The following is a 19,385-nucleotide window of genomic DNA, read 5'->3' on the forward strand; positions in this document are numbered from 1 at the left end:
TATATAATCTGTCCCCAATTAATCGCTTCTGTTGCAAAGTTTTAAAAAACAAGTAAAATTGCAAGGTTATCTTTTTATTTTGGATGAAACTTATATAAGTGAAAGGCGAAGTCATTAATGAGACTCCGCCTTTCTGGTGTATAAGGATTTATTAATTGTCGTATTACTATTTAACAACGTAATCATAGATTCTATATGTTTTAGGTGACTTTGCAACAGAATTAATATTTCCCTATTTTTGTGGAGTAACAGGTTCCACTTTTAATTCTTTTATCCCTTCTTTTAATGTGACTGCATCTGTTCGTAATGTTTTCCAACTGTCTTTCGCTGCATTCAAGTTAGGTTTTAAGAATTTAAATTTATTTTGATCCGCTTTTTGGGCTGCATTCTCAATATGTCCCAGCACCCCCGAATATTGAGAATCTAAATCATGCCACTGAGTGGACATATAAGTAAGAGCGTTAATAGCATCATCAAGTGCCTTATGCATCTCACTAATATTAATATACGCAACTCCAACTACACGATTTAATGTTACTTTATAATCTACGGTCTGACGTAATTCTGCTAATGTAGGCTCTAACTTAGATAAATTACCTTGTGCTCCGAGTACTATTAGACCACCAATTAACGGTAGGCCAAAAAGGGCACCCTTCATTACATTAAATCCATCAGATTCTAATTGTTTATAATAATTTACTGATCCTAAAATTTCATCTAGACGTTTTTGATCGGCCTCAACATCAGCTCCTTGGTTTTTTAAAATCGATTGCAAGAGATCTTTATTACTTCCAAATGCTCTAACATCTTGTCCAATAGCGTCTCTTAATTTAGTTAATTCTTGTATTAACTGTTGTGCAGACTTTTGGTTTTGTTGAATTTCACCTCGTAAATCTGTAATTCCTTCTTTTAAAGTTTCTCCATCCCCTGCATTAATCGCATCTACCATTGTTTCATAATAATTGTCAAATGTTGTGTCGTATTCAACAATGCCTGTCAATGTATCTAAAAGCTGTTTTTTCACTTGTGTATCCCATGTAAGAGCATGTGCTCTTGCATTCTTTTGATCTTGTACAATTCTACCAGGTAAATCTACATATCCATTAATAGTAATTCCTTCAAAGTTCACATCTGGATTTTTAATTAACATATAAGAATAGGCATTCATAGATTTTGCAAATAACCCAGCCTTTTGCAAAGTTTCTTTCATCTTCGTTTCATTTGCTGAAAGAGACGTATCTCCATTGTTAGTTTGTTCAATTCCACTTGCAAAAGTTGCTACTGGTGAAACAACAGAAGTTGTTGTCAAAGTTAAAAACGTCGATACAGCGAGTAGTTTATAAGGGATTTTCTTCATCATTTCATATTCCTCCTATATAGGTCTTAATTTTCAGTTCTATTCTTGTTTAAAAGCGATGTCTTTCGAAATGAATTCTGCATCTTTATGAATATCATTCCAGCTTTGTTTAGCAGCTTTTAAATCATCAGGTATTAAAGAAAATTTATGTTCTTGCATAGAGTCGATATTATCAAGTAAATCTGTATAGTTAGCCCCCATTGTATTCCATTGCTTTTGAATATTTGTTAGAGACAGTATCGCTTGATCCACTGTCTGATACAGATATGCCAATGTGTCTTTCGCGTTAGTAAGCGAAATAACTGCTTGGCTAGCAAGATCAGCTTTCGTACCTAATTCTCCGATTTTTTTAGAGATTTCGTTATAGGAGTTCATATGATTAGACGCCGTGACACCAGCTGCTGTTCCTAAACCGATACCAGCTGCACCAAGAGCCGACAGGCCACCAATAACAGCCGGTGTTGCTGTACCGCCAGTTACGACAATTACTACCGCTCCTCCAATAGCTGCAATAACTAAAATAGCTGCTCCCAATCCACCACCAATTGACCATGCTAATACATCATCAAAATGTTTTTTCTGAGTAGAACGGAGTTGCTCAATTTCAGCTTGAAGTTGTGGAATTGTTGCCTGCTGACCTGCTAATATTGCCGTTAATCCACCTTTACCATCTGGGCCACCAACATTATTTTTAAAATCTGTAGAATTTTGATATAGTTTCCCTTTGAAGTCTTGTAACATCTTAATTACATCTGTAACTTCTTTTGAATTTGTATTAATTGTAGTGATTAAATCATTTATGCCCTCTTTTAGGCCTGCCTTATCTTTCTTTTGTACAGTATCTACTAATGTGTCGTAATAATTTTGAAATTGTTCATCGTAATTTACAATATTACGTGCTGTTTTTTGAATCTGCGGTTTTGCTGTATCTAGCCAATAATTCGCATTTATTCGAGACAGTTCCTGATTAAGGTGAATATTTTTGATTAATTCTCCCCCTTCTGAACCTAAATCAATATTGGATAAATTTACATTCGGTTGCTTAATCATTGTTTTTGCGTACAAATCCATTACAAGAATATGAGATCCTGTTTCAGCCAATGCTTTCTTCAGTCCTTCAGGCCCTAATGCATAATTCCCTATTTTCTGTTCTTGAGCGGTCTGTTCTTGTGCAAATGCATGAATAGTATTACCGGTAGTAGAAGTTATAACCGTTGCCAGTGTGGCTAAAGTTAACACTTTAAATGGAAATTTCTTCATATCTATTTTCCTCCCTATTTTTCGATAGATTCTTATAACCTTCATATTTTTAAAAATTCCTAATATTAAAATTTATAAACCTGCTCTTCAAGATAACTTGTCATGTTTTTTAATCTTCTTAATGTATCTTTTTGAGACTCCTGGTTAGTAGTATCAACATTAGTAGATAAAGTTGTAATACTATTTTTTATTAGATTCAAATCTTCTTTATAGCGTTTCATTAGATCAAGTTCTACATCTACTTGATTTGCAAACGTATGCAAATCATTTTGCATAAGAAGAAGCATTGATTTTTGTAAATCTGCTATTGATAGTTTCGTTGTTAAATCATATAACTTTTGGTTTTGTTTCTCTAAATCATCTAAATGTGCTCGCTGTTCTGCTGTTAGTTTATTCATTTCAGCGAAGGCACCAAATGTTTTCTTGATTTTTTCAGTGTCAATGGCTTTCATCAGGTCATACTCTTGCGTTTTTGCGGCTGCAGCTGCAGCTATTTCACCTTGTTTGCTTTTCTCAATTGCTTCACGAGCTGCTTTTTTCGCTGATTCAATCTCTAAAGCAGTTTTACCCTTTTCTTTCGCTTCTTGCTCTGCTTTTGTCTCTGCTTCTAAAATAGTGTTATTAATTTCTTTTCCTTTGTTATACGCTGCCAACCCTGCTTGAGCAACCGGTTCAATGATTTCTTTTGAAAGACTATAGACTTCTTTGAATATAACAAATCCTTGTTCATTTAAAGCTCCTGGTACCAATGCTATTTGTTGTAAATCATTCTGAATTTCTTTTTTTGTATTTATTAATTCATTTTTTAGCTGGTCTATTTTCCCTGTTCCATCTGAACTTAGTACATCCTGTGCTTTTGTCACATCAGTATCGAGATCTTTAAGTTTTTTATCAAGCTGTAATTTAAGATCTGTTAATTCATTAATCTGACGTTGTACAATGTCTTTGTTCGTCATAGCCATTTCTTGAAGAACTTCAAGTCTATCCACAAAACCTTCTTTATCTTCTTTATTGTCTACAAACGCTTTTAATGTTGGATAATAGCTATTAAATTTAGTTACAAACCCTTTATTTTTTGAATTTAATAGAATTAAATGCGGATAAAGTTCTGATGACCATTCCTTCATATCTTGCTTGATTAGGAATTGATTTGTATTTAAAGCTGGGACTTCCTCAAGCTGTACATTAGGACTCATTAAAGCTTGATCAATATATGTTTGGATTAATTTAGATTGTGCACCTAATTTTCGTAAGGATGAGGAAATATCCGTATTCTCTTGTTGCGTTTCTGCCTGAACGATTGGCATTGCGAGAGTATTGATAGGAATAGTCGCCCCAGTTACTATTGATGTTATTAAAAAACCTTTAATTATTTTATTTTTCATTCCGTACACCTCTTCACTATTGTCTGTTTATAATCTTATACATACATCTTGAACGACCTAACGCTAGGCTCTTTTCTTGCACATACTTGAGGAAGGAGAATTCTTTCGGATAGAGAGTGTTAAACCCTCGTTATTATTTACTTTTTATAGAATGTAAGGACCTTACTTCCCCCTCATTTAAATACTATGTTTTTCACAAGTAAACAATAAAAGTTCATCACCTATATTTGAATTAGCTGTCAAATGAATAGTATAATATTGATTTTTCTCTGGAGTTGCTGCTTGACTTACAGGAGCCCAGATAGATAAACTCATTGTTCCTAAAGCTAACCCTGCCATGACCTTTTTGATAATAATTTCATAATATCTCCTAGTTTTGTCGGCAAGGCCCTACAAGATTACAAAAGATGAAATTATACTGTACATTGCTTATACTTTTATCACGGAATAAAATCATTTTTGCTATGTAGAAACTTAAAACACTTTTTTCAAATGTGATACTTTTGAGATTCTAGACCCTTTTAAAAATGAACGAATATTATGATAATTAATTTCGACATAATGTTACTTGCAACTTTAGTGCACATTTATTATTGTAATCTTCTCCCCCTCGAGTGGTCATACCAATTGCACCTTTATTAAAACATCAATTTTTTAATACGTAAATAGTAGAATTTTGTCGATTATATTCAATAATTCGACTATCGAGTATTAATGCGATTGAAAATGTTATACTTATAAAATGATTTTTTAATATAATTTAAGTAATTATAGCAGTTACAACTTGATATACTTAGTTAAAAAGGAGTTATTTTAACTATATAAAAAATAGCTAATATAATTTGAATTTTGTTTAATATAATTTAATCACACTCTGCATATCGATCCCCTTTATTTAGATATGCATAATTACATATTTCTCCATGACAAAAAACAACAAATAAACAACAAATAACAGACAAATAAACAACAAATAAAAGATAAATAAGCAACAAATAACAACATTTCTAAAAAACATGTCGTTATTTGTTATTTTTCGTTATAAGATTTATAACTTAATATAAAGATTTAATAAAATGCGGTTTAATGTCAGCTCTAAAAAACAGTAAAATTGGTACAAAGTTGAATACATTAATGATTACGGCTAGTATCGTATGGGTTCTATTGCAAAGTTTTCTAACTAGGGTACACTCTAGAAAAAGGAACGAGGAGAATCATACATGCAATATTTTAATGGGAAACAGTTCAAGAAAGATTTTATTTTGGTAGCCGCTGGCTACTACTGTCGTTTTTCTTTAAACTATCGGGATGTATCTGAGATTTTGAAAGAACGTGGGATTTCCGTACACCCTACAACTATCATGCGATGGGTTCATGAATATGGTAATTTTATTTATCAGATTTGGAAAAAGAAAAACAAATCTGCGCAACTCTCTTGGCATCTGGATGAAACCTAAATTAAAGTTAAAGGAGAATGGCGTTACCTGTATCGTGCAATTGATAAAGATGGACACACATTGGATATTCAATTTCGTAAAAAACGGGATCATCAGGCTGATAGTGTTTCCATTTGAACAAATTATTCTTTTCCATACCAATCACACACCTTTTTAGAGTAATAGTATCAGTATGTCCAAGTTTTATAGATTTTTTGCACCAGAACCACATCGCCATCAAGCTAAGATTTTGAAGTACCCCCTAAACGAAAATTTTCTTTCTCTACAGGTAGTTATTTTGAGAAGTCAGCTCATTTTTTTCGTTTTGGGGCGTTTATTTTTCTTAAGTTGATGGGCATGTGGCGGTACCCTATTTAGAAAGAGATGTTATCTTTCACCAGCACTTCTTGTTTAATAATTACATGAAAAAAAGCTTCCAATGTATTGGCTCAGTTACTAATACGTAAACTATTACAACATCATAAAGCCCTGTCAATATAAACAAGGCGAGAGATATTAAGATGTATATTCCTGCATATCCTCCCTTTTCCTCTGAACCATAATACGCAATCAGTCCGAATACAAAAGACATCACAAGGAATACCATCTGTAAAATATCAAGTACAATCGATATTCTCATCTCAGCAGGAGTAAAATTACTGCCAGCATCGTTAGCAGAATAGTTATAATTCCCATATAAAAATATTAATACCCAAGTAATAAAAAATAACATCATACAAAGTAATGCTAAGGTGTTATATTTGTTTGAACGCATTTCTTTTCCTCCTTGTATTTATGCTTAATATAACTAAAAGGTGTTCTAAAGATATAAATCTTCAAAACACCTTTTTATTATTTCAGCATTGAAAGTATTATTTTTTCCATTTCCGTTTTGTTTACATTCCTATCAAACACTGCTTTTCCCTGATTATCTAAACTATGATTTATGATAACTATCTGATATGCACTATTCTTTCCTTTTGCGGGAACAATCATCTTCATACCTTGTAAATTAGAAATGGAATGATTAGCAGAATAAAACACTTGATTCCCTTCTAACTCATACTTCTTTATATCTTCCTCCCGATTAAAAAGAGCATAAAATGGATCTTTACTCTCTTCAAGAATCTCGGATTGATAAATGGTATAACCATATTTCCCCTTTATATATTCTGATTTAATAACTAATTTTGGTGTTCTTTCAAGGAATGAATCCCCGATTTCTTTCTGCAACTTATACCCCTCAACTGTATAATTCGGTTTCTTAATTTGGAAATCAACATATTTTTGCGCTTCTTCTACGGTATATATTAAAGATTCAGTCACCTTATCTATAAATGGTTTTAATTGATTATAAAGCGCATTTAACCTTTCACGATCAGCTTGACTCAAACGCTCCTCCCTAAGTTCTTTTGTATCTCCGTCATAATCCTTAAAATTCTCATCTATCTTTCTTTTGACCATTGCTTTTTTATGAATAGCACGAGTTTCCTTGAACAGTTGTACGTACTGTTCAAACTCCTCTTTTGTTAAACATTTTTCTGCCAAATACAAAAAGTCTGCATCTCTTTTATATGACTTCTCTACCATCCCCCACTCTTTTTCCGCATTTTCTGGTGTACCTAATATTATTTCTACAGCATTTTGAAAAGCATCTTTAGATTTCTGCTTTTTTTCTACCACTTGTCCCTTCTGCCTTTCATCTCCTTCTACTGCACGTGCATTGAATAAGGAAATAGATGCAACAGCAACTATTGCAATAATTCCAAGCGCAGACCAGCGATATGATTTCTTTTGGAATTTCTTAATCATAAGAATTCTCCTTTTTAGCGTTCGTTTATTTCTACTTAAATTGGCTAGATTCGGTGCTTGATAATAACTTGAATAATGTTCTAAAAGAGTAATAATTGTATGTCCATATGCAATTTGTTCCTCTGATTCTATAAAGGTAAGCGCAAATGCATCACAGGCTAGTTCTTGATCTTCTCGCATACATGAATAGGCATACCAAAGAATCGGATTAAACCAATTTAAGATGATTAAACTATACAAAACCCAATTTACAGCTATATCTCTTCGTTTCATATGAGATAGCTCATGGTAAAAAATATATTGTAGTTGTTGCTCATTCAATACTTTCATATGTCTGCTTGATAATAATACTCTCGGGCGAAAAAGCCCAAAAACAGTCGGACTTGAGATTTTTCCAGCCAACCGTAATGGAATTTGCTTCTTAATTCCCATAGATTGTTTACAGTTTTCAAAAATCCCAACAATTTTTTCATCCGTAATATTGGGTTGCTTTTTTATGTAAGAATATAATCGTCTATTCGTAATACAAGTTATCGTTGCTAGAATAACAACTCCAAAAAGCCAAATATATAACGTAACTTTATAAACGGAAAGTGTAGTATCTTCTTTCTTTTTATTACTATCTATTTGGTCACTCTCTTTCATTACATTTACGGAGTTAGATTTGTAACTATCTCCTTTTGTAGTTACTGAATGATTCGTTTTATCTTCTGACACGCTTTTTTGTTGTATAGCTGGAGTAGTATCCTTTTGAAAAATCTCAGACACGCCAGAGCTATATGAAAGAAGAGAATAAATACTGTAGGAACTATCTGGTGACCATGGTAATAGAAGTCTTACAATTAAAATCATCCATAACATGTACTGCCATCGCGGAGTTATCTTATTTCTAAGCAAGATTTTGACACATAAGATTAAGCCGACTAATATACTTGCCATAATGGATGTTTCTATCACCCAATCAAAAAATCGAGGTAGATAGACGTTTACAAACATATCTATCATCATCTATCCTTCCTCTGACTTTCCTCAGTCTTCTCATCCAGAATACGTTTGAGTTCGTTAATATCTTCTGAAGAAAGTTTTTCTTCTTTTAAGAAATTCACAAGTAAAGGTTTAAATGCTGCACCACAGAAACGTTTGAGGAACGATTTGGTTTCTACTTGTAGATAACTATCTTGCGACACTAAAGGATAATATGCATACATACGCCCTTTATCCTGATGGTAAGAAACAGCCTCTTTTTGGACTAATCGATTAATAAGCGTTCGAATCGTTTTCGGTTTCCAATTCATCGTTTCCTCAAGTGCTTCAATTACTTCATTGGCTGTTTGAGGCGACCTTGACCAAAGAACTTTCATGATTTCAAATTCAGCTTCCGATATTTTAGGTAATTCTTTCATTTTATAAAATTCCACCCCTTGTATTACACTTGTAATCTATAATCCAATATTACAAATGTAATCCCAGAATGTCAACCATATTTTGGATTTGCAAATACATTTCCATGAAACTTAAGAAATTAATCCCAAAAACAATGAAAATACGCTATTCTTTCTATAGAATCATAGGAAGGAATGGCGTATTTTTTCATTTTAGGGGCATTTCTTTTTATTAGCTTGATAGCGATAGGGTCTCGCCAACAAAACGCGAATTTCATACGCTAAGAAAAAAACTTTGCTACATATATAATGTAGCAAAGTTTTTAAATTGTTTAATTCTCGCTCCACTATCGGCTTTGTTAACTAACACTTTAATTGTTTTAACAGCCTTTTGTTTAATTCCCATAATGCTGTTTTGTTGCTATCCCATTTCAAAAGCTTTACTGCTTCCTCAAAGCACAACCATTTATAATTTAAGTGTTCTTTAGACAATGAAATGTTTTTTGTAGGGACTTTAACTCCAAAAGAAAATTCTTTTATTACATAAACATCTTCTCCCCAAAGGAATCCTCCAACTACATCCTCTACTGGTAGTGAAGACACAGAATCTAATTTTATATATGGACATTCTCTTATAATACCAGCCTCTTCAAACGCTTCCCGTTTTGCTGATTCAATAGGAGTCTCACCATCTTCTCCACCACCAGCTATTCCTTGCCAATAACCATAATCACTTCGTTTAAAAATAGCATATTGAATAGAATTATTGGTTATTATATAAGGAAATATCAATACTTGATATGGCGCTCTCATTGCTTAACCTCCTTGTACAAAGATAATGAAGTTGTTTAAAAATATATAATTTCTGCAAATTTATTTATAAAAATGATAATAAAGTACTTTAATTTCATTGAACTAAAAGCACCTGCAAGTTAAATAAGTTTTAGATTAAAAACTGAAGCCACTTATGTTCTGGTTCGTGTACTTCTAAAGCATATCGCAGCCATTTTTTCTTCTCATTATCAAGATAATCCTTTATAGCGATAAAGTCTTGATGGTCTTTTTCCCTTGTATTCTTCGCCTTATATAAAAGTACAATTTCTGGATTTAGGTATGGAATACCTGTTTTAGTAGTACTCCAAACGGAATTGTGTGGATAAGAAATCCTAAAGTCTCTTCTGAATATCCAATCACTTCCGTTTGTTTCATTAAGAAGAATTTCTATTTTATCTCCGTTTAACATATTCGAAGCATGTATTTCATGAATTGGCAAATCTAAAAATTCATTTTCCCAAGTATGAAACTTACCCTTAATTACCTTTTTGAACTCCCATTCATTAAGATACTCTTTCAGATATTGTTGATCTTTTCGAAAAACAGCAAACTCTATATCTTTATGTTCTCTTGTCTCTTCACCAATAAAAAGGTCAATCGCCCACCCTCCAGCAAAAAACCACGTTCTATCAAAGCTTGACATTAATGAATTGATACTCTGACATTGTTCAAACGACATATAACTCCCCCAAAGAAAAAGGTTATCTGAAATCTATTCTCTTTTTGTTTATCGTAAATTAGTTATTTAATATAAAAACAATAAATGCAAATAAAATCAAGCCTATGATTCGTTTTTACACGTATCTCAGCTGAATCCCATTTTCGCCTATATACATTCTAAGTGATTCGTATCGTTGATAAAATGAATTACCTTTTCTTTATCCGTAAGTTCAATCATACTAATCCCTGTATCCCCTACTTTAAAATAGTAATCCATGTTAATTGGCATTTGGAAAAAGGCGCGTAATATACTAATAATTACCCCGCCATGAGCTACAATCGCAATCCGTTCATATTTATTTTCTGTCACAATTTTAGAAAATCTCGTTTCAATTCTCATTCGAAACTCTATGAATGATTCTCCATTTTCAAAACGATCATGAAGAAATTTTGGCTCCGGATACTTTTTCGCTTCTTCAAAAGACATGCCAGCCTGTATACCATTATTAAATTCCATTAATTCTTCTTCAAATTTCACTGGACAACCAATAGCTTTCGCTAATGTTTCAGCAGTTTCTCGCGCCCTCTTTAATGTACTTGCCCATATAAAATCTGGTGGAAAGTCATTTTTCACTTTATGTACTAAACCTCCCACTTGTCTTCTACCCATTTCCGTTAATTCAAAATCTGCTCTTCCTTCATGCACGTTTAAAATATCTGCTTCCGATTCCCCGTGCCTAATTAATAGTATTTGCATACCGTTTCCCCCCTTACATCTTTTAAACCGGATGGATATATTATCATATTTTACCGATTTATTCAAATGAATAAGAAAGCCTTACTTTTAATAACATATTCTTTTACTTTAGAAAATCTATTTTCTCTTCATACTACCAGTACTCTTTCCTCAACAAAAATAATACAAATTTGGGATTTGATTCATTATCACACTTACGTAATGGGGTAGTACCACATTGCCATTAACCTAAGAAAAAAGGTCACCTCCAAAACGATAAATAAGCTTTTTCGTTACAAGAAAGCCTAAAAATTTCGTTCTGGGGGTTTAATAAAACTTTAGCTTGATGGGCATGTGGTTCTACCCCACATCCATCAACTTAAGGATTTAGACTATTCTTAAACTTGAAAGCACGTTACTATTCTCTTATGTTAATGAGAAAGGGTGACGTGCTTTTTATGAATATGCATCAAAAACAAGAGCTGTCTTTATTTGCCGAAGAGTTATATCGATATATGTCTCCCGCTACACTTAATCAATTAGCTATAGAAGCAGGTGGAATGAAACGAAAACGTAAGTGCCATGGGCACCATTTTTTATCTTTGTGTGTATGGTTAAATCAACAAATCGCTACAACCTCTCTTACTCAACTTTGTAGTCAATTAGAAACTTCAACAGGAATTTTATTAAGTCCTGAGGGACTGAATCGACGATTTAACTCGGCTTCTGTAGCCTTCTTTCGAAATGTATTTACTACACTTCTACAAGCTAAAATTGGAGGATCATCTACAATTTCTCATTCTCTTTCTGCTTACTTTGAGCGGATTCGCATCCTTGATTCTACAACCTTTCAAGTTCCAGATCGATTCGCAGCTACTTATCCTGGTGCCGGAGGCTGTAGTCATACAGCTGGTGTGAAAATTCAATTAGAGTATGACTTGTTGAGTGGAGAGTTTTCTGATGTGAAAATTGAACCAGGAAAACGAAGTGATCAGGCATATGGGGCGACTCGAATGGACATGACACAAAAGAATGAACTATATATTCGTGACTTAGGGTATTTTCGTTTACAAGACTTTAAATCGATCCAAGATAAGGAAGGGTATTATTTATCGCGTCTTAAATTACCAACTAAAATATATAGAAAAGAATTCGAAACAGTGGTATTTAAAACAAAACCTGCTCAATTGAGACCGGTATATATACAAATTCATTTGGAAGACATCATGAACCAATTACAACCTGGCCAAGTGTATGAATTACATGATGTATATGTAGGGAGCAAAGACAAACTACCCACTCGCATTGTGGTTTATAGATGTACAGAGGAGCAAAAACAGAAACGTCTACATGATCGAGCTATTCGTGAAAAGAAAAAAGGGATTACATATACAGAGCGTACGAAACTTTTACAAGGAATTACGGTATATATGACAAACATTCCTACGGAATGGGTACCGAAAGAGAAAATCTATGATTTATATTCACTGCGTTGGCAAATTGAGCTGTTATTTAAAATATGGAAATCTTGGTTTCGAATTCATCGTTGTAAATCTATTAAACAAGAGCGATTAGAATGCCACCTTTATGGACAACTCATTAGTATCCTATTATGTTCTTCTACTATGTTTAAAATGAGAGAACTCCTGTTACGTAAGAAACAGAAAGAACTAAGTGAATATAAAGCGATGTACATAATTAAAGATTATTTCTTACTTTTTCATCAAGCACTACATAAAAACACCCAAGAATTATCAAAGATTCTCCTTCGTCTGTTTAACCTCCTACAGCGAAACGGACGAAAATCTCACAGATATGAGAAAAAAACAGTCTTTGATATTTTAGGTGTTGTGTATGAGTATACCACTTCTGCCCATCAGGTAGCATAGCGGAAAATTTGAAACCCGTCAGGGTTTATTTGATGTGCCTACTTTTATGCTATCTATAAAAGATAATAAAAGACTACGTGAAAAAACCACATTTTGTATAAAAAGATACCTTAAGTTGATGGATGTGGGGTATCGCCACATACCCATCAAGCTAAGATTTTAAAATATCTCCAAAACGAAAAATTTATACCTCTACAGTTATTTATGAGAATTCAGCTCATTTTTTCGTTTTTCAGATGAGTGTATTTCTTAACTTGATAGCGATATAGCGGCTCCCCTTTTAGAATAGTAGAGTATAAACGTGAAAAAACTCCTAACAAATTTTGTTAGGAGTTTTTAAAATACGTGATATTTTATTTGTTAATATTTTTTCAATCTTCATTATTGATTTCTATTGTGCCTGTTCTAGCACTAACCTTTAAAATATTTAATAGATTATCAGGTGTCTTGATTTCCAATTCATATTCAAATTTAGATTGTGCTAAGTTGTCATCTTCTAATTCGAATTCTTTTTTCACATTAATAATTTCTCCATTTGTATGAGCTAAAGAAATTTCACGAACTTGTTTCTCTGTGTAGTTTTCATTCTTTTTTGCATAATTGTAACCCATACCATAATATCCACCAACAATAACAATACCGCTTACTAAAATAGCAATTACACTTATAATTATTTTCTTTTTATGTTTTAACATTTTCATCCACTCCTTAATGATTAATCATCTATTCCAAATCTTGCTTCAAGTGCATTTTCTGCTTGCTCTAATTGATCTTCAAGTATATCGTGTTCTCTTTCTTGTATTTGATATTGTTCAACAGTTATCGTTCCAGCATAATAATCTGCTTCTAGCTGATCATCAGATAGATCTATCTTGTCATCTAATTGGTCAATTTCTTTTTTTGCTGCTAAGTACGTATTTAAGTTATCTTCTTTTGCTCCAACTGGTTTCGTGTTATTTGCCTTTTCTACAATAGATGTAACTTCGTTTTTGAAATCTTGTGTTTGCTTAGTATCATTCATAGCAGGCCCTGTTTCGTGTGGTTCTTGTTGTAGTTGAGCACCTTCCTTTTGTGATTTATCATTTTCTACTTTCAGTTGTTGCACTTCTGTATCGTTATCAGCTTGAGTAGAACAAGCTGTTAAAAATAAACAAGACATTGCTCCAATCATCATCCATTTTCCCATTATGTTCTCCTCCCTTTACATGTGCACCTTATCCTTGTCTTTATATTACTGAACAAACATTAAAGGAAGATTAATGTGCAAAAAATAAAATGATATAATTAAATAGTTTCTAATCTTTCTTTAATGTTTTGGAATTATAGTGATACATATAAATAAGAAGAAAAGGAGAATGTTAATGCGAGTTCTTATTGTCGAAGATGAACAAGACTTACAAAATATATTGGTAAAACGATTAAATGCAGAATATTATAGTGTCGATGGATGTGGGAATGGAGAAGATGCTTTGGATTATATAAGCATGGCTACCTACGATTTGATTGTGCTTGACATTATGATTCCCGGAATAGATGGTTTACAAGTATTACAAAGATTACGCGCGGACAATAATACAACACCTGTCTTGCTTCTTACAGCTAAAGATACAATTGATGATCGCGTAACAGGACTCGACTTAGGTGCGGACGATTATTTAGTAAAGCCCTTTGCTTTTGACGAACTGTTAGCAAGAATTCGAGTGTTGATGCGAAGAAAAACAGGAAATACATCTAATGTGTTTGAAATCGCTGACCTAGTGGTGGATTGCAATATGCATAAAGTAACAAGGGGCGACCGAGTTATCAATCTTTCCAGTAAAGAATTTGCTATTTTAGAATATATGATTCGTAATAAAGAAGTTGTGTTGACACGAGATAAAATTGAGCAACATGTGTGGAATTACGACTATGAAGGTGGCTCGAATATTATTGATGTTTACGTCCGATACCTTCGTAAAAAAATTGATAGCCAGTTTGAAACGAAGTTAATTCATACGGTACGAGGTACTGGTTACGTATTGCGAGTAGAATCATGAAAAGACTATCAATAAAAATGAAAGTGACCCTGTGGTATACGGGGCTAATTGTAATTATTATGGCACTCGTGTTATCTTTTATTTTAACTTCTTCAGATAAAGTTGTGCTCTTTAATATGAAAAATCAATTGAAGAGCACAGTAAAAGAAAGCATTGAAGATATCGAATATAAGCATGGACAGTTAAAGATGGACGATGATTTTGAAACCTTAGAAGATGGAGTAAATATCTTCATTTATAGTAAGCAAGGTGAGCTACTGGCAGGACATAGTCCAACAGGATTTAATAAAAAGGTATCGCTTAAATCCGATGAAATACAAACCATTAAAGACGGTAATAAAGAATGGATAGTATATGATTTCCTCCATAATGTAGGCGGCGATGAGCAAGTCTGGGTTCGTGGAATAATGACCATGAATCAATTATCATCGACCATGAATACGCTTATTGTGGTAACACTCATCTCATTTCCATTACTTATTCTCATTGCGGCAGTGGGTGGATATTTTATTACGCAAAGAGCGTTTCGACCTGTGCAACAAATGAGTGATTCAGCCAGTGAAATTGGTGATGGTAAAGACCTTTCGAAGAGAATTAATTTACAAGGTTCATCGAAAGACGAAATGTATCATTTAGCACAAACCTTTGACAAAATGTTTGAGCGATTGGAGACATCATTCGAAAGTGAAAAACAATTTACATCTGACGCATCTCATGAATTAAGAACACCAACATCTGTTATTATTTCGCAATGCGAATACGCTTTATCGCAGAGGAATAATCCGAAAGAAATGGAAGAATCGTTAGAAGTAATTTTAAGGCAATCACGTAAAATGTCCGCGTTAATCTCGCAACTCTTATTATTAGCAAGAGTTGACCAAGAAAAGCATAATACTTTTCAATTCGAATGTATCAATATGAGTGAATTAACGGAAATCGTTGTAGAAGAGCTTTCATTAATGGTTCAAGAAGCTTCGATTAATATAACAACTAATATAGAGGAAGACCTGTTTATTAAAGCAGATCAAACATTGATGATGCGTTTATTAATGAATTTACTAACGAATGCGATTGCTTATAGCAAAGCGAACGGCACTGTGAATATGCAACTGTTCCGGGATGAAACCAACATAATAGGTAAAGTCTCCGATAATGGCATAGGCATCAGCGAGCAACATATTGCGAAAATATGGGACCGCTTCTATCGAGTTGACGCAGCACGAACATCTTCAAACATCGGAAACACAGGTTTAGGATTGTCGATGGTAAAATGGATTGTCGGACTACACGGAGGAGAAATTACCGTTGAAAGTAAATTAGGAGAAGGCAGTACTTTTACATTTAAACTACCAATTGAAAAACGAGCATAATGTATGCTCGTCTGTAGCTTCAGAATAAAGATTGATTAAAAAGCTCTCTTCAACCCTTATTTAAAAGTAATTACAAAAACTCCATTTTGAAAAAGAGTGATCAAAATGGAGTTACTCTTTTTAGCTATATATGAGATTTTATAAAACCATCCACTTAAATCTATTTTCCAAATATACCATTCAACACTCTGAAATATTCTAATCAACATAATCACTCAATTAACTAAAAAAGTCGGTTAATTGCATAACGCTCTTCTAACTTTTCTTGCGAAAGTTAGTGGATCATCAACGTCTTCGATATTAACGTAAATCAAATTTGGATTATCACATAACCACTCATTGTGTATAGACGAAACTATTATTCCTTGTTTAATAATTGTAGCAACAAATTCAGTAACTTCCTTTTGCAAGAGTGCTATCCGGCCTAAGCATAATGCCCGTCCAGTTTTATTATCTCTTGATTCAAATGAGAAGGAAGTTGTTACTCTAAAACGTTTTCCCAAGATTGTTGCGCGTATTTCATCCCGGTTTATTGTTGCCACGCATTTCCCACCGGCGAATCCTTCTTGGCCACCGATAATTCTTGCAAACTGTTGACAAATTGATTCCTCATTAATCGCCATACCTTTAATCATCCCCCCTTTTACTGTTAGGTTATGAATGAATACATAGGTCTGAAACGGTAATGAATCTATTCTATTATAAAAAAGATGATGGCAATCTAACGAAATCTGTTAGCTCAAGTATTCTTGATCACATGAATTGTTACCCGAGTTTAAATGGTGCAGAATTTTTTGTTTTATGAACTATAAATTTTTATAAGTAAAACCCCAGAAATCCAAAGGTCTCTGGGGCTTCATTATATATTTAGCTCTTTTTGTTTTTTATTTTGCTTATGTCTATACAGCAATTTTCGACTTATGAGAGAAATCAGTAATAAGATCAGTATTAGTACGAAAAGTTGCATAAATGATAAATCAAAATATTTAGCACCTGTAACTATTAAAAGTGTAGAAATCGTACCTTTTACAATGAAAAAAATAATAATCCATAATCCGCCTTTTTTCCAGTTCATTTTTATTTTACCCTTTCCTACGTATAAATTCTTAAATGTGACACCTTAATAGAAATCTATTATATTAATAAAAAAGTAAACTTTTTCACAAAAATCATATCCAATTACATGTGACGATTCCATAATAAATGAAAATGATATTCAGTGTCAATTTTATTGACTATTTGAATACCTATTTTTCACCTCAATCTCTTTCCACTTCTTTTTTTACAGGCAATGAACTCTTGTCTTCAAACAAAAAACACCTCCATTGAATTTGCACACTAAATATGCGAATTCAAGAGGTGTTTTTTCATGTATCATCAGGTAAAATTTCCTGCTTTGTTTATTCGTTTAAGTTTTTGATAGTAGCTATTTTCTAGTACACGATAACTGGATCATAAGTGTTCAAACTATCATACACAGTTTTTGCAACATTAGGAAGAAGGTTAACACACCCGCCTGATCCCCCTGTTAAATAGGCATTATTTGCCCAGTTTGTTCGCCAGCCGGCATCATGGAACCCTTGACCGCTATTTGTGAATGGAACCCAGTAATCTACCTTAACTGCATAATCAGCTTTACCTACTGCGCTTCCTTTCAGCGTGTATGGTGTTCGTTTATATAAGACGTACCACACACCTGGTGATGTATCTTCACTCGTGCTATGTTTACCAGTTACTACATTTGTTGTAACTACTAATTTTCCATCTTTGTAAATCCAAATTTGTTGCTCTGCAATTGAAATTTCCGCATACGTGTCTCCGATACCATTATTCGCTGTTGTTTTATAACCGATACCTTCCTTCTCCCAACCATTTCCATGAATATTAGAAGCAGATAGCGATTTTTCACCCTTTTCAAAAGCTTGTTGAACTTGTTTTGTTTCTTTTTCAACATCTAGTGCCCAGCCATAGCCTTGCCCTTTTACTGATATGACCGAACCAGAATGAGTTTTAAATGCGAAATCTTTATTTAACGTTGATTTAGCATTATTAATTTCAGCAATCTTATTCTTAATGTCGCTCGCATCGATTGTAACTTTCATATCCTTTGACATAGAGGCATTTTGAATTAAATCTTTTGCTTTTAAAGGATAAACTTCATTCTGCACTTTATACTCAACGGACTGTTGAAGAAGATTTTGTAGTGCTTCCTCCTCTTTTTTGACAATCGGATCGTCTTCTTTAATAGGCTTTATGTATGTAGACTTCAGATGAATTTCACTTTTATACTTCTGCTTGTCGTAATCTTTCAGTAGACTAGTAACGTCATACTGTTTTCCATCAACGCTCTTCGAAATAACAACTTTTCCTTGTTCAAGCTTCGCCATAGCATCTTGAGGCGCTTTTAATTTTTCATTCATAGAGATGAGCTTTTCTTCTACAAGTTTTTTCATCGTTTCACTACGATACTGATCCGCCTCGTCCGGTAGCAATGAATAATTTTTTTCCTTTGCGGAAGGGAAAAATGTCCACTGGCTTTTTAATAGTTTCTTAACTTGAGGCACATCTTTTTCCGTAAGTTCCGTTTTTGTATCTTTTTCATCTAAAATTTGTTGTTGATCGACATAGACTTTGTTTGCTAATCCAGATGTTTTTAATTTCTGTATTGCCTGATCAGCGCTCAGACCACCGACTTTTGTGTCGTTAATCGTAACATTCGAATTGAAGTGAGTTGCCTGATAATAACTCATTCCCCCAATGAGAAGTGCAATTATACCAACACCCGCTGCGATAAACTTCCAATTTGTAAAACGTTTGCTTGATCTTACTCGTTTTCTATCAACTTCTTCAACTGATTCATTTACTGTATTGTTGTTCATCAATCTTTCCCCCGTATACATTAACGTCCATCGATTTTAAACCAAAACCATTGACTAGTGTACCTTATTTTTCCTGAAATTTCATTATTTTTGACCAAATTTTATCGCATTTAATTGATCAAATTTGACTTTTCAATAGAACGACACATCAAGATGGTAGATAAAGTGAAACTTTAAATCGTGTTACTATTCATCTATTAACAAAAGAACAAACAAAGAAAAGGTTGAAGGAACACGCAAAAGAAGAAAAAAGGTATTACTAGCAAAGAACGAATTGTTACTATTCCCAATTTACGGAAAATTTGATATGATATTTTTATAAATAGAATATTTTACATTTTAGGAGGAT

General features: G+C 33.3%; 18 protein-coding genes and 1 pseudogene. 4 read left to right on the forward strand and 15 right to left on the reverse strand.

Annotated features, from left to right (window positions below; genetic code table 11):
* Positions 1 to 232 precede the first annotated feature (232 nt).
* The 4 genes from hblA to MHB76_RS14990 all read right to left on the reverse strand — a co-directional run bounded on the left by hblA (position 233) and on the right by MHB76_RS14990 (position 4,341).
* A complete protein-coding gene (gene hblA / locus MHB76_RS14975) occupies positions 233 to 1,360 on the reverse strand; it encodes a hemolysin BL binding component B (RefSeq protein ID WP_002161212.1) in 1,128 nt (375 codons plus the stop codon).
* 36 nt (positions 1,361 to 1,396) lie between these two features.
* On the reverse strand, positions 1,397 to 2,617 hold the full coding sequence (gene hblD, locus MHB76_RS14980) for a hemolytic enterotoxin HBL lytic component L1 (RefSeq protein ID WP_002120795.1): 1,221 nt from the start codon (positions 2,615 to 2,617) through the stop codon (positions 1,397 to 1,399).
* 65 nt (positions 2,618 to 2,682) lie between these two features.
* Positions 2,683 to 4,002 (reverse strand): hemolysin BL lytic component L2, encoded by a 1,320-nt coding sequence (gene hblC / locus MHB76_RS14985; protein WP_078175168.1) that lies wholly within the window; start codon positions 4,000 to 4,002, stop codon positions 2,683 to 2,685.
* Between the two features lie 177 nt (positions 4,003 to 4,179).
* Entirely contained in the window at positions 4,180 to 4,341 is a 162-nt protein-coding gene (locus tag MHB76_RS14990) for a hypothetical protein (RefSeq protein WP_154214316.1), read from the reverse strand.
* 881 nt (positions 4,342 to 5,222) lie between these two features.
* Between MHB76_RS14990 and MHB76_RS14995 the strand changes: the two are divergent.
* Positions 5,223 to 5,558: pseudogene (locus MHB76_RS14995) on the forward strand (IS6 family transposase); the annotation flags it as partial.
* Between the two features lie 298 nt (positions 5,559 to 5,856).
* On the opposite strand, the gene MHB76_RS15000 reads toward MHB76_RS14995, so the two are convergent.
* The 6 genes from MHB76_RS15000 to MHB76_RS15025 all read right to left on the reverse strand — a co-directional run bounded on the left by MHB76_RS15000 (position 5,857) and on the right by MHB76_RS15025 (position 10,883).
* Entirely contained in the window at positions 5,857 to 6,213 is a 357-nt protein-coding gene (locus MHB76_RS15000; RefSeq protein WP_078175169.1) for a hypothetical protein, read from the reverse strand.
* A gap of 77 nt (positions 6,214 to 6,290) precedes the next feature.
* Positions 6,291 to 8,255, reverse strand: a complete 1,965-nt coding sequence (locus MHB76_RS15005) for a M56 family metallopeptidase (RefSeq protein ID WP_340988186.1) — start codon at positions 8,253 to 8,255, stop codon at positions 6,291 to 6,293.
* Entirely contained in the window at positions 8,255 to 8,653 is a 399-nt protein-coding gene (locus tag MHB76_RS15010) for a BlaI/MecI/CopY family transcriptional regulator (RefSeq protein ID WP_078175171.1), read from the reverse strand. The genes MHB76_RS15005 and MHB76_RS15010 overlap by 1 nt, the downstream gene beginning before the upstream one ends.
* Positions 8,654 to 8,995: 342 nt before the next feature.
* Positions 8,996 to 9,445 (reverse strand): NUDIX hydrolase, encoded by a 450-nt coding sequence (locus MHB76_RS15015; RefSeq protein ID WP_078175172.1) that lies wholly within the window; start codon positions 9,443 to 9,445, stop codon positions 8,996 to 8,998.
* Between the two features lie 130 nt (positions 9,446 to 9,575).
* On the reverse strand, positions 9,576 to 10,145 hold the full coding sequence (locus MHB76_RS15020) for a nucleotidyltransferase domain-containing protein (protein WP_078175173.1): 570 nt from the start codon (positions 10,143 to 10,145) through the stop codon (positions 9,576 to 9,578).
* Positions 10,146 to 10,292: 147 nt separating this feature from the next.
* Positions 10,293 to 10,883 carry a histidine phosphatase family protein gene (locus tag MHB76_RS15025; RefSeq protein ID WP_078175174.1) on the reverse strand — a complete coding sequence of 197 codons (591 nt, stop codon included), beginning with the start codon at positions 10,881 to 10,883 and terminating at the stop codon, positions 10,293 to 10,295.
* A gap of 437 nt (positions 10,884 to 11,320) precedes the next feature.
* Between MHB76_RS15025 and MHB76_RS15030 the strand changes: the two genes are divergently transcribed.
* On the forward strand, positions 11,321 to 12,751 hold the full coding sequence (locus MHB76_RS15030) for an IS4-like element ISBce2 family transposase (RefSeq protein WP_080019313.1): 1,431 nt from the start codon (positions 11,321 to 11,323) through the stop codon (positions 12,749 to 12,751).
* A 371-nt stretch (positions 12,752 to 13,122) separates the two neighbouring features.
* Here MHB76_RS15030 and MHB76_RS15035 read toward each other — a convergent pair whose 3' ends face one another.
* Both MHB76_RS15035 and MHB76_RS15040 read right to left on the reverse strand, forming a co-directional pair.
* On the reverse strand, positions 13,123 to 13,446 hold the full coding sequence (locus MHB76_RS15035; protein WP_078174891.1) for a PepSY domain-containing protein: 324 nt from the start codon (positions 13,444 to 13,446) through the stop codon (positions 13,123 to 13,125).
* Positions 13,447 to 13,466: 20 nt separating this feature from the next.
* Positions 13,467 to 13,937 (reverse strand): hypothetical protein, encoded by a 471-nt coding sequence (locus MHB76_RS15040; RefSeq protein WP_078174893.1) that lies wholly within the window; start codon positions 13,935 to 13,937, stop codon positions 13,467 to 13,469.
* A gap of 175 nt (positions 13,938 to 14,112) precedes the next feature.
* Between MHB76_RS15040 and MHB76_RS15045 the strand changes: the two genes are divergently transcribed.
* Together MHB76_RS15045 and MHB76_RS15050 are read left to right on the forward strand one after the other, a co-directional pair.
* Complete coding sequence (locus tag MHB76_RS15045) at positions 14,113 to 14,787, forward strand: response regulator transcription factor (RefSeq protein WP_002161191.1); 675 nt, start codon at positions 14,113 to 14,115, stop codon at positions 14,785 to 14,787.
* Positions 14,784 to 16,157, forward strand: coding sequence for a sensor histidine kinase (locus MHB76_RS15050; protein WP_078174895.1), 1,374 nt, complete (start codon positions 14,784 to 14,786; stop codon positions 16,155 to 16,157). The genes MHB76_RS15045 and MHB76_RS15050 overlap by 4 nt, the downstream gene beginning before the upstream one ends.
* Positions 16,158 to 16,393: 236 nt before the next feature.
* Here the strand turns inward: MHB76_RS15050 and MHB76_RS15055 are convergent, their stop codons facing one another.
* The 3 genes from MHB76_RS15055 to MHB76_RS15065 form a co-directional block, all read right to left on the reverse strand.
* Positions 16,394 to 16,780 (reverse strand): DUF1259 domain-containing protein, encoded by a 387-nt coding sequence (locus tag MHB76_RS15055; RefSeq protein WP_078174941.1) that lies wholly within the window; start codon positions 16,778 to 16,780, stop codon positions 16,394 to 16,396.
* A gap of 236 nt (positions 16,781 to 17,016) precedes the next feature.
* Positions 17,017 to 17,232 carry a hypothetical protein gene (locus MHB76_RS15060; protein ID WP_002161189.1) on the reverse strand — a complete coding sequence of 72 codons (216 nt, stop codon included), beginning with the start codon at positions 17,230 to 17,232 and terminating at the stop codon, positions 17,017 to 17,019.
* A 358-nt stretch (positions 17,233 to 17,590) separates the two neighbouring features.
* Complete coding sequence (locus tag MHB76_RS15065) at positions 17,591 to 19,036, reverse strand: L,D-transpeptidase family protein (RefSeq protein WP_078174897.1); 1,446 nt, start codon at positions 19,034 to 19,036, stop codon at positions 17,591 to 17,593.
* Positions 19,037 to 19,385: the final 349 nt, after the last annotated feature.

It is taken from the genome of Bacillus sp. FSL M7-1345, assembly GCF_038006985.1.
Lineage (GTDB): Bacteria > Bacillota > Bacilli > Bacillales > Bacillaceae_G > Bacillus_A > Bacillus_A cereus_U.

Coding starts and splice junctions, on each gene's coding strand:
- hblA (WP_002161212.1), bottom strand. CDS start 1,360: ATGATGAAGAAAATCCCTTATAAACTACTCGCTGTATCGACGTTTTTA.
- hblD (WP_002120795.1), bottom strand. CDS start 2,617: ATGAAGAAATTTCCATTTAAAGTGTTAACTTTAGCCACACTGGCAACG.
- hblC (WP_078175168.1), bottom strand. CDS start 4,002: ATGAAAAATAAAATAATTAAAGGTTTTTTAATAACATCAATAGTAACT.
- MHB76_RS14990 (WP_154214316.1), bottom strand. CDS start 4,341: ATGGCAGGGTTAGCTTTAGGAACAATGAGTTTATCTATCTGGGCTCCT.
- MHB76_RS15000 (WP_078175169.1), bottom strand. CDS start 6,213: ATGCGTTCAAACAAATATAACACCTTAGCATTACTTTGTATGATGTTA.
- MHB76_RS15005 (WP_340988186.1), bottom strand. CDS start 8,255: ATGATAGATATGTTTGTAAACGTCTATCTACCTCGATTTTTTGATTGG.
- MHB76_RS15010 (WP_078175171.1), bottom strand. CDS start 8,653: ATGAAAGAATTACCTAAAATATCGGAAGCTGAATTTGAAATCATGAAA.
- MHB76_RS15015 (WP_078175172.1), bottom strand. CDS start 9,445: ATGAGAGCGCCATATCAAGTATTGATATTTCCTTATATAATAACCAAT.
- MHB76_RS15020 (WP_078175173.1), bottom strand. CDS start 10,145: ATGTCGTTTGAACAATGTCAGAGTATCAATTCATTAATGTCAAGCTTT.
- MHB76_RS15025 (WP_078175174.1), bottom strand. CDS start 10,883: ATGCAAATACTATTAATTAGGCACGGGGAATCGGAAGCAGATATTTTA.
- MHB76_RS15030 (WP_080019313.1), top strand. CDS start 11,321: ATGAATATGCATCAAAAACAAGAGCTGTCTTTATTTGCCGAAGAGTTA.
- MHB76_RS15035 (WP_078174891.1), bottom strand. CDS start 13,446: ATGTTAAAACATAAAAAGAAAATAATTATAAGTGTAATTGCTATTTTA.
- MHB76_RS15040 (WP_078174893.1), bottom strand. CDS start 13,937: ATGGGAAAATGGATGATGATTGGAGCAATGTCTTGTTTATTTTTAACA.
- MHB76_RS15045 (WP_002161191.1), top strand. CDS start 14,113: ATGCGAGTTCTTATTGTCGAAGATGAACAAGACTTACAAAATATATTG.
- MHB76_RS15050 (WP_078174895.1), top strand. CDS start 14,784: ATGAAAAGACTATCAATAAAAATGAAAGTGACCCTGTGGTATACGGGG.
- MHB76_RS15055 (WP_078174941.1), bottom strand. CDS start 16,780: ATGGCGATTAATGAGGAATCAATTTGTCAACAGTTTGCAAGAATTATC.
- MHB76_RS15060 (WP_002161189.1), bottom strand. CDS start 17,232: ATGAACTGGAAAAAAGGCGGATTATGGATTATTATTTTTTTCATTGTA.
- MHB76_RS15065 (WP_078174897.1), bottom strand. CDS start 19,036: ATGAACAACAATACAGTAAATGAATCAGTTGAAGAAGTTGATAGAAAA.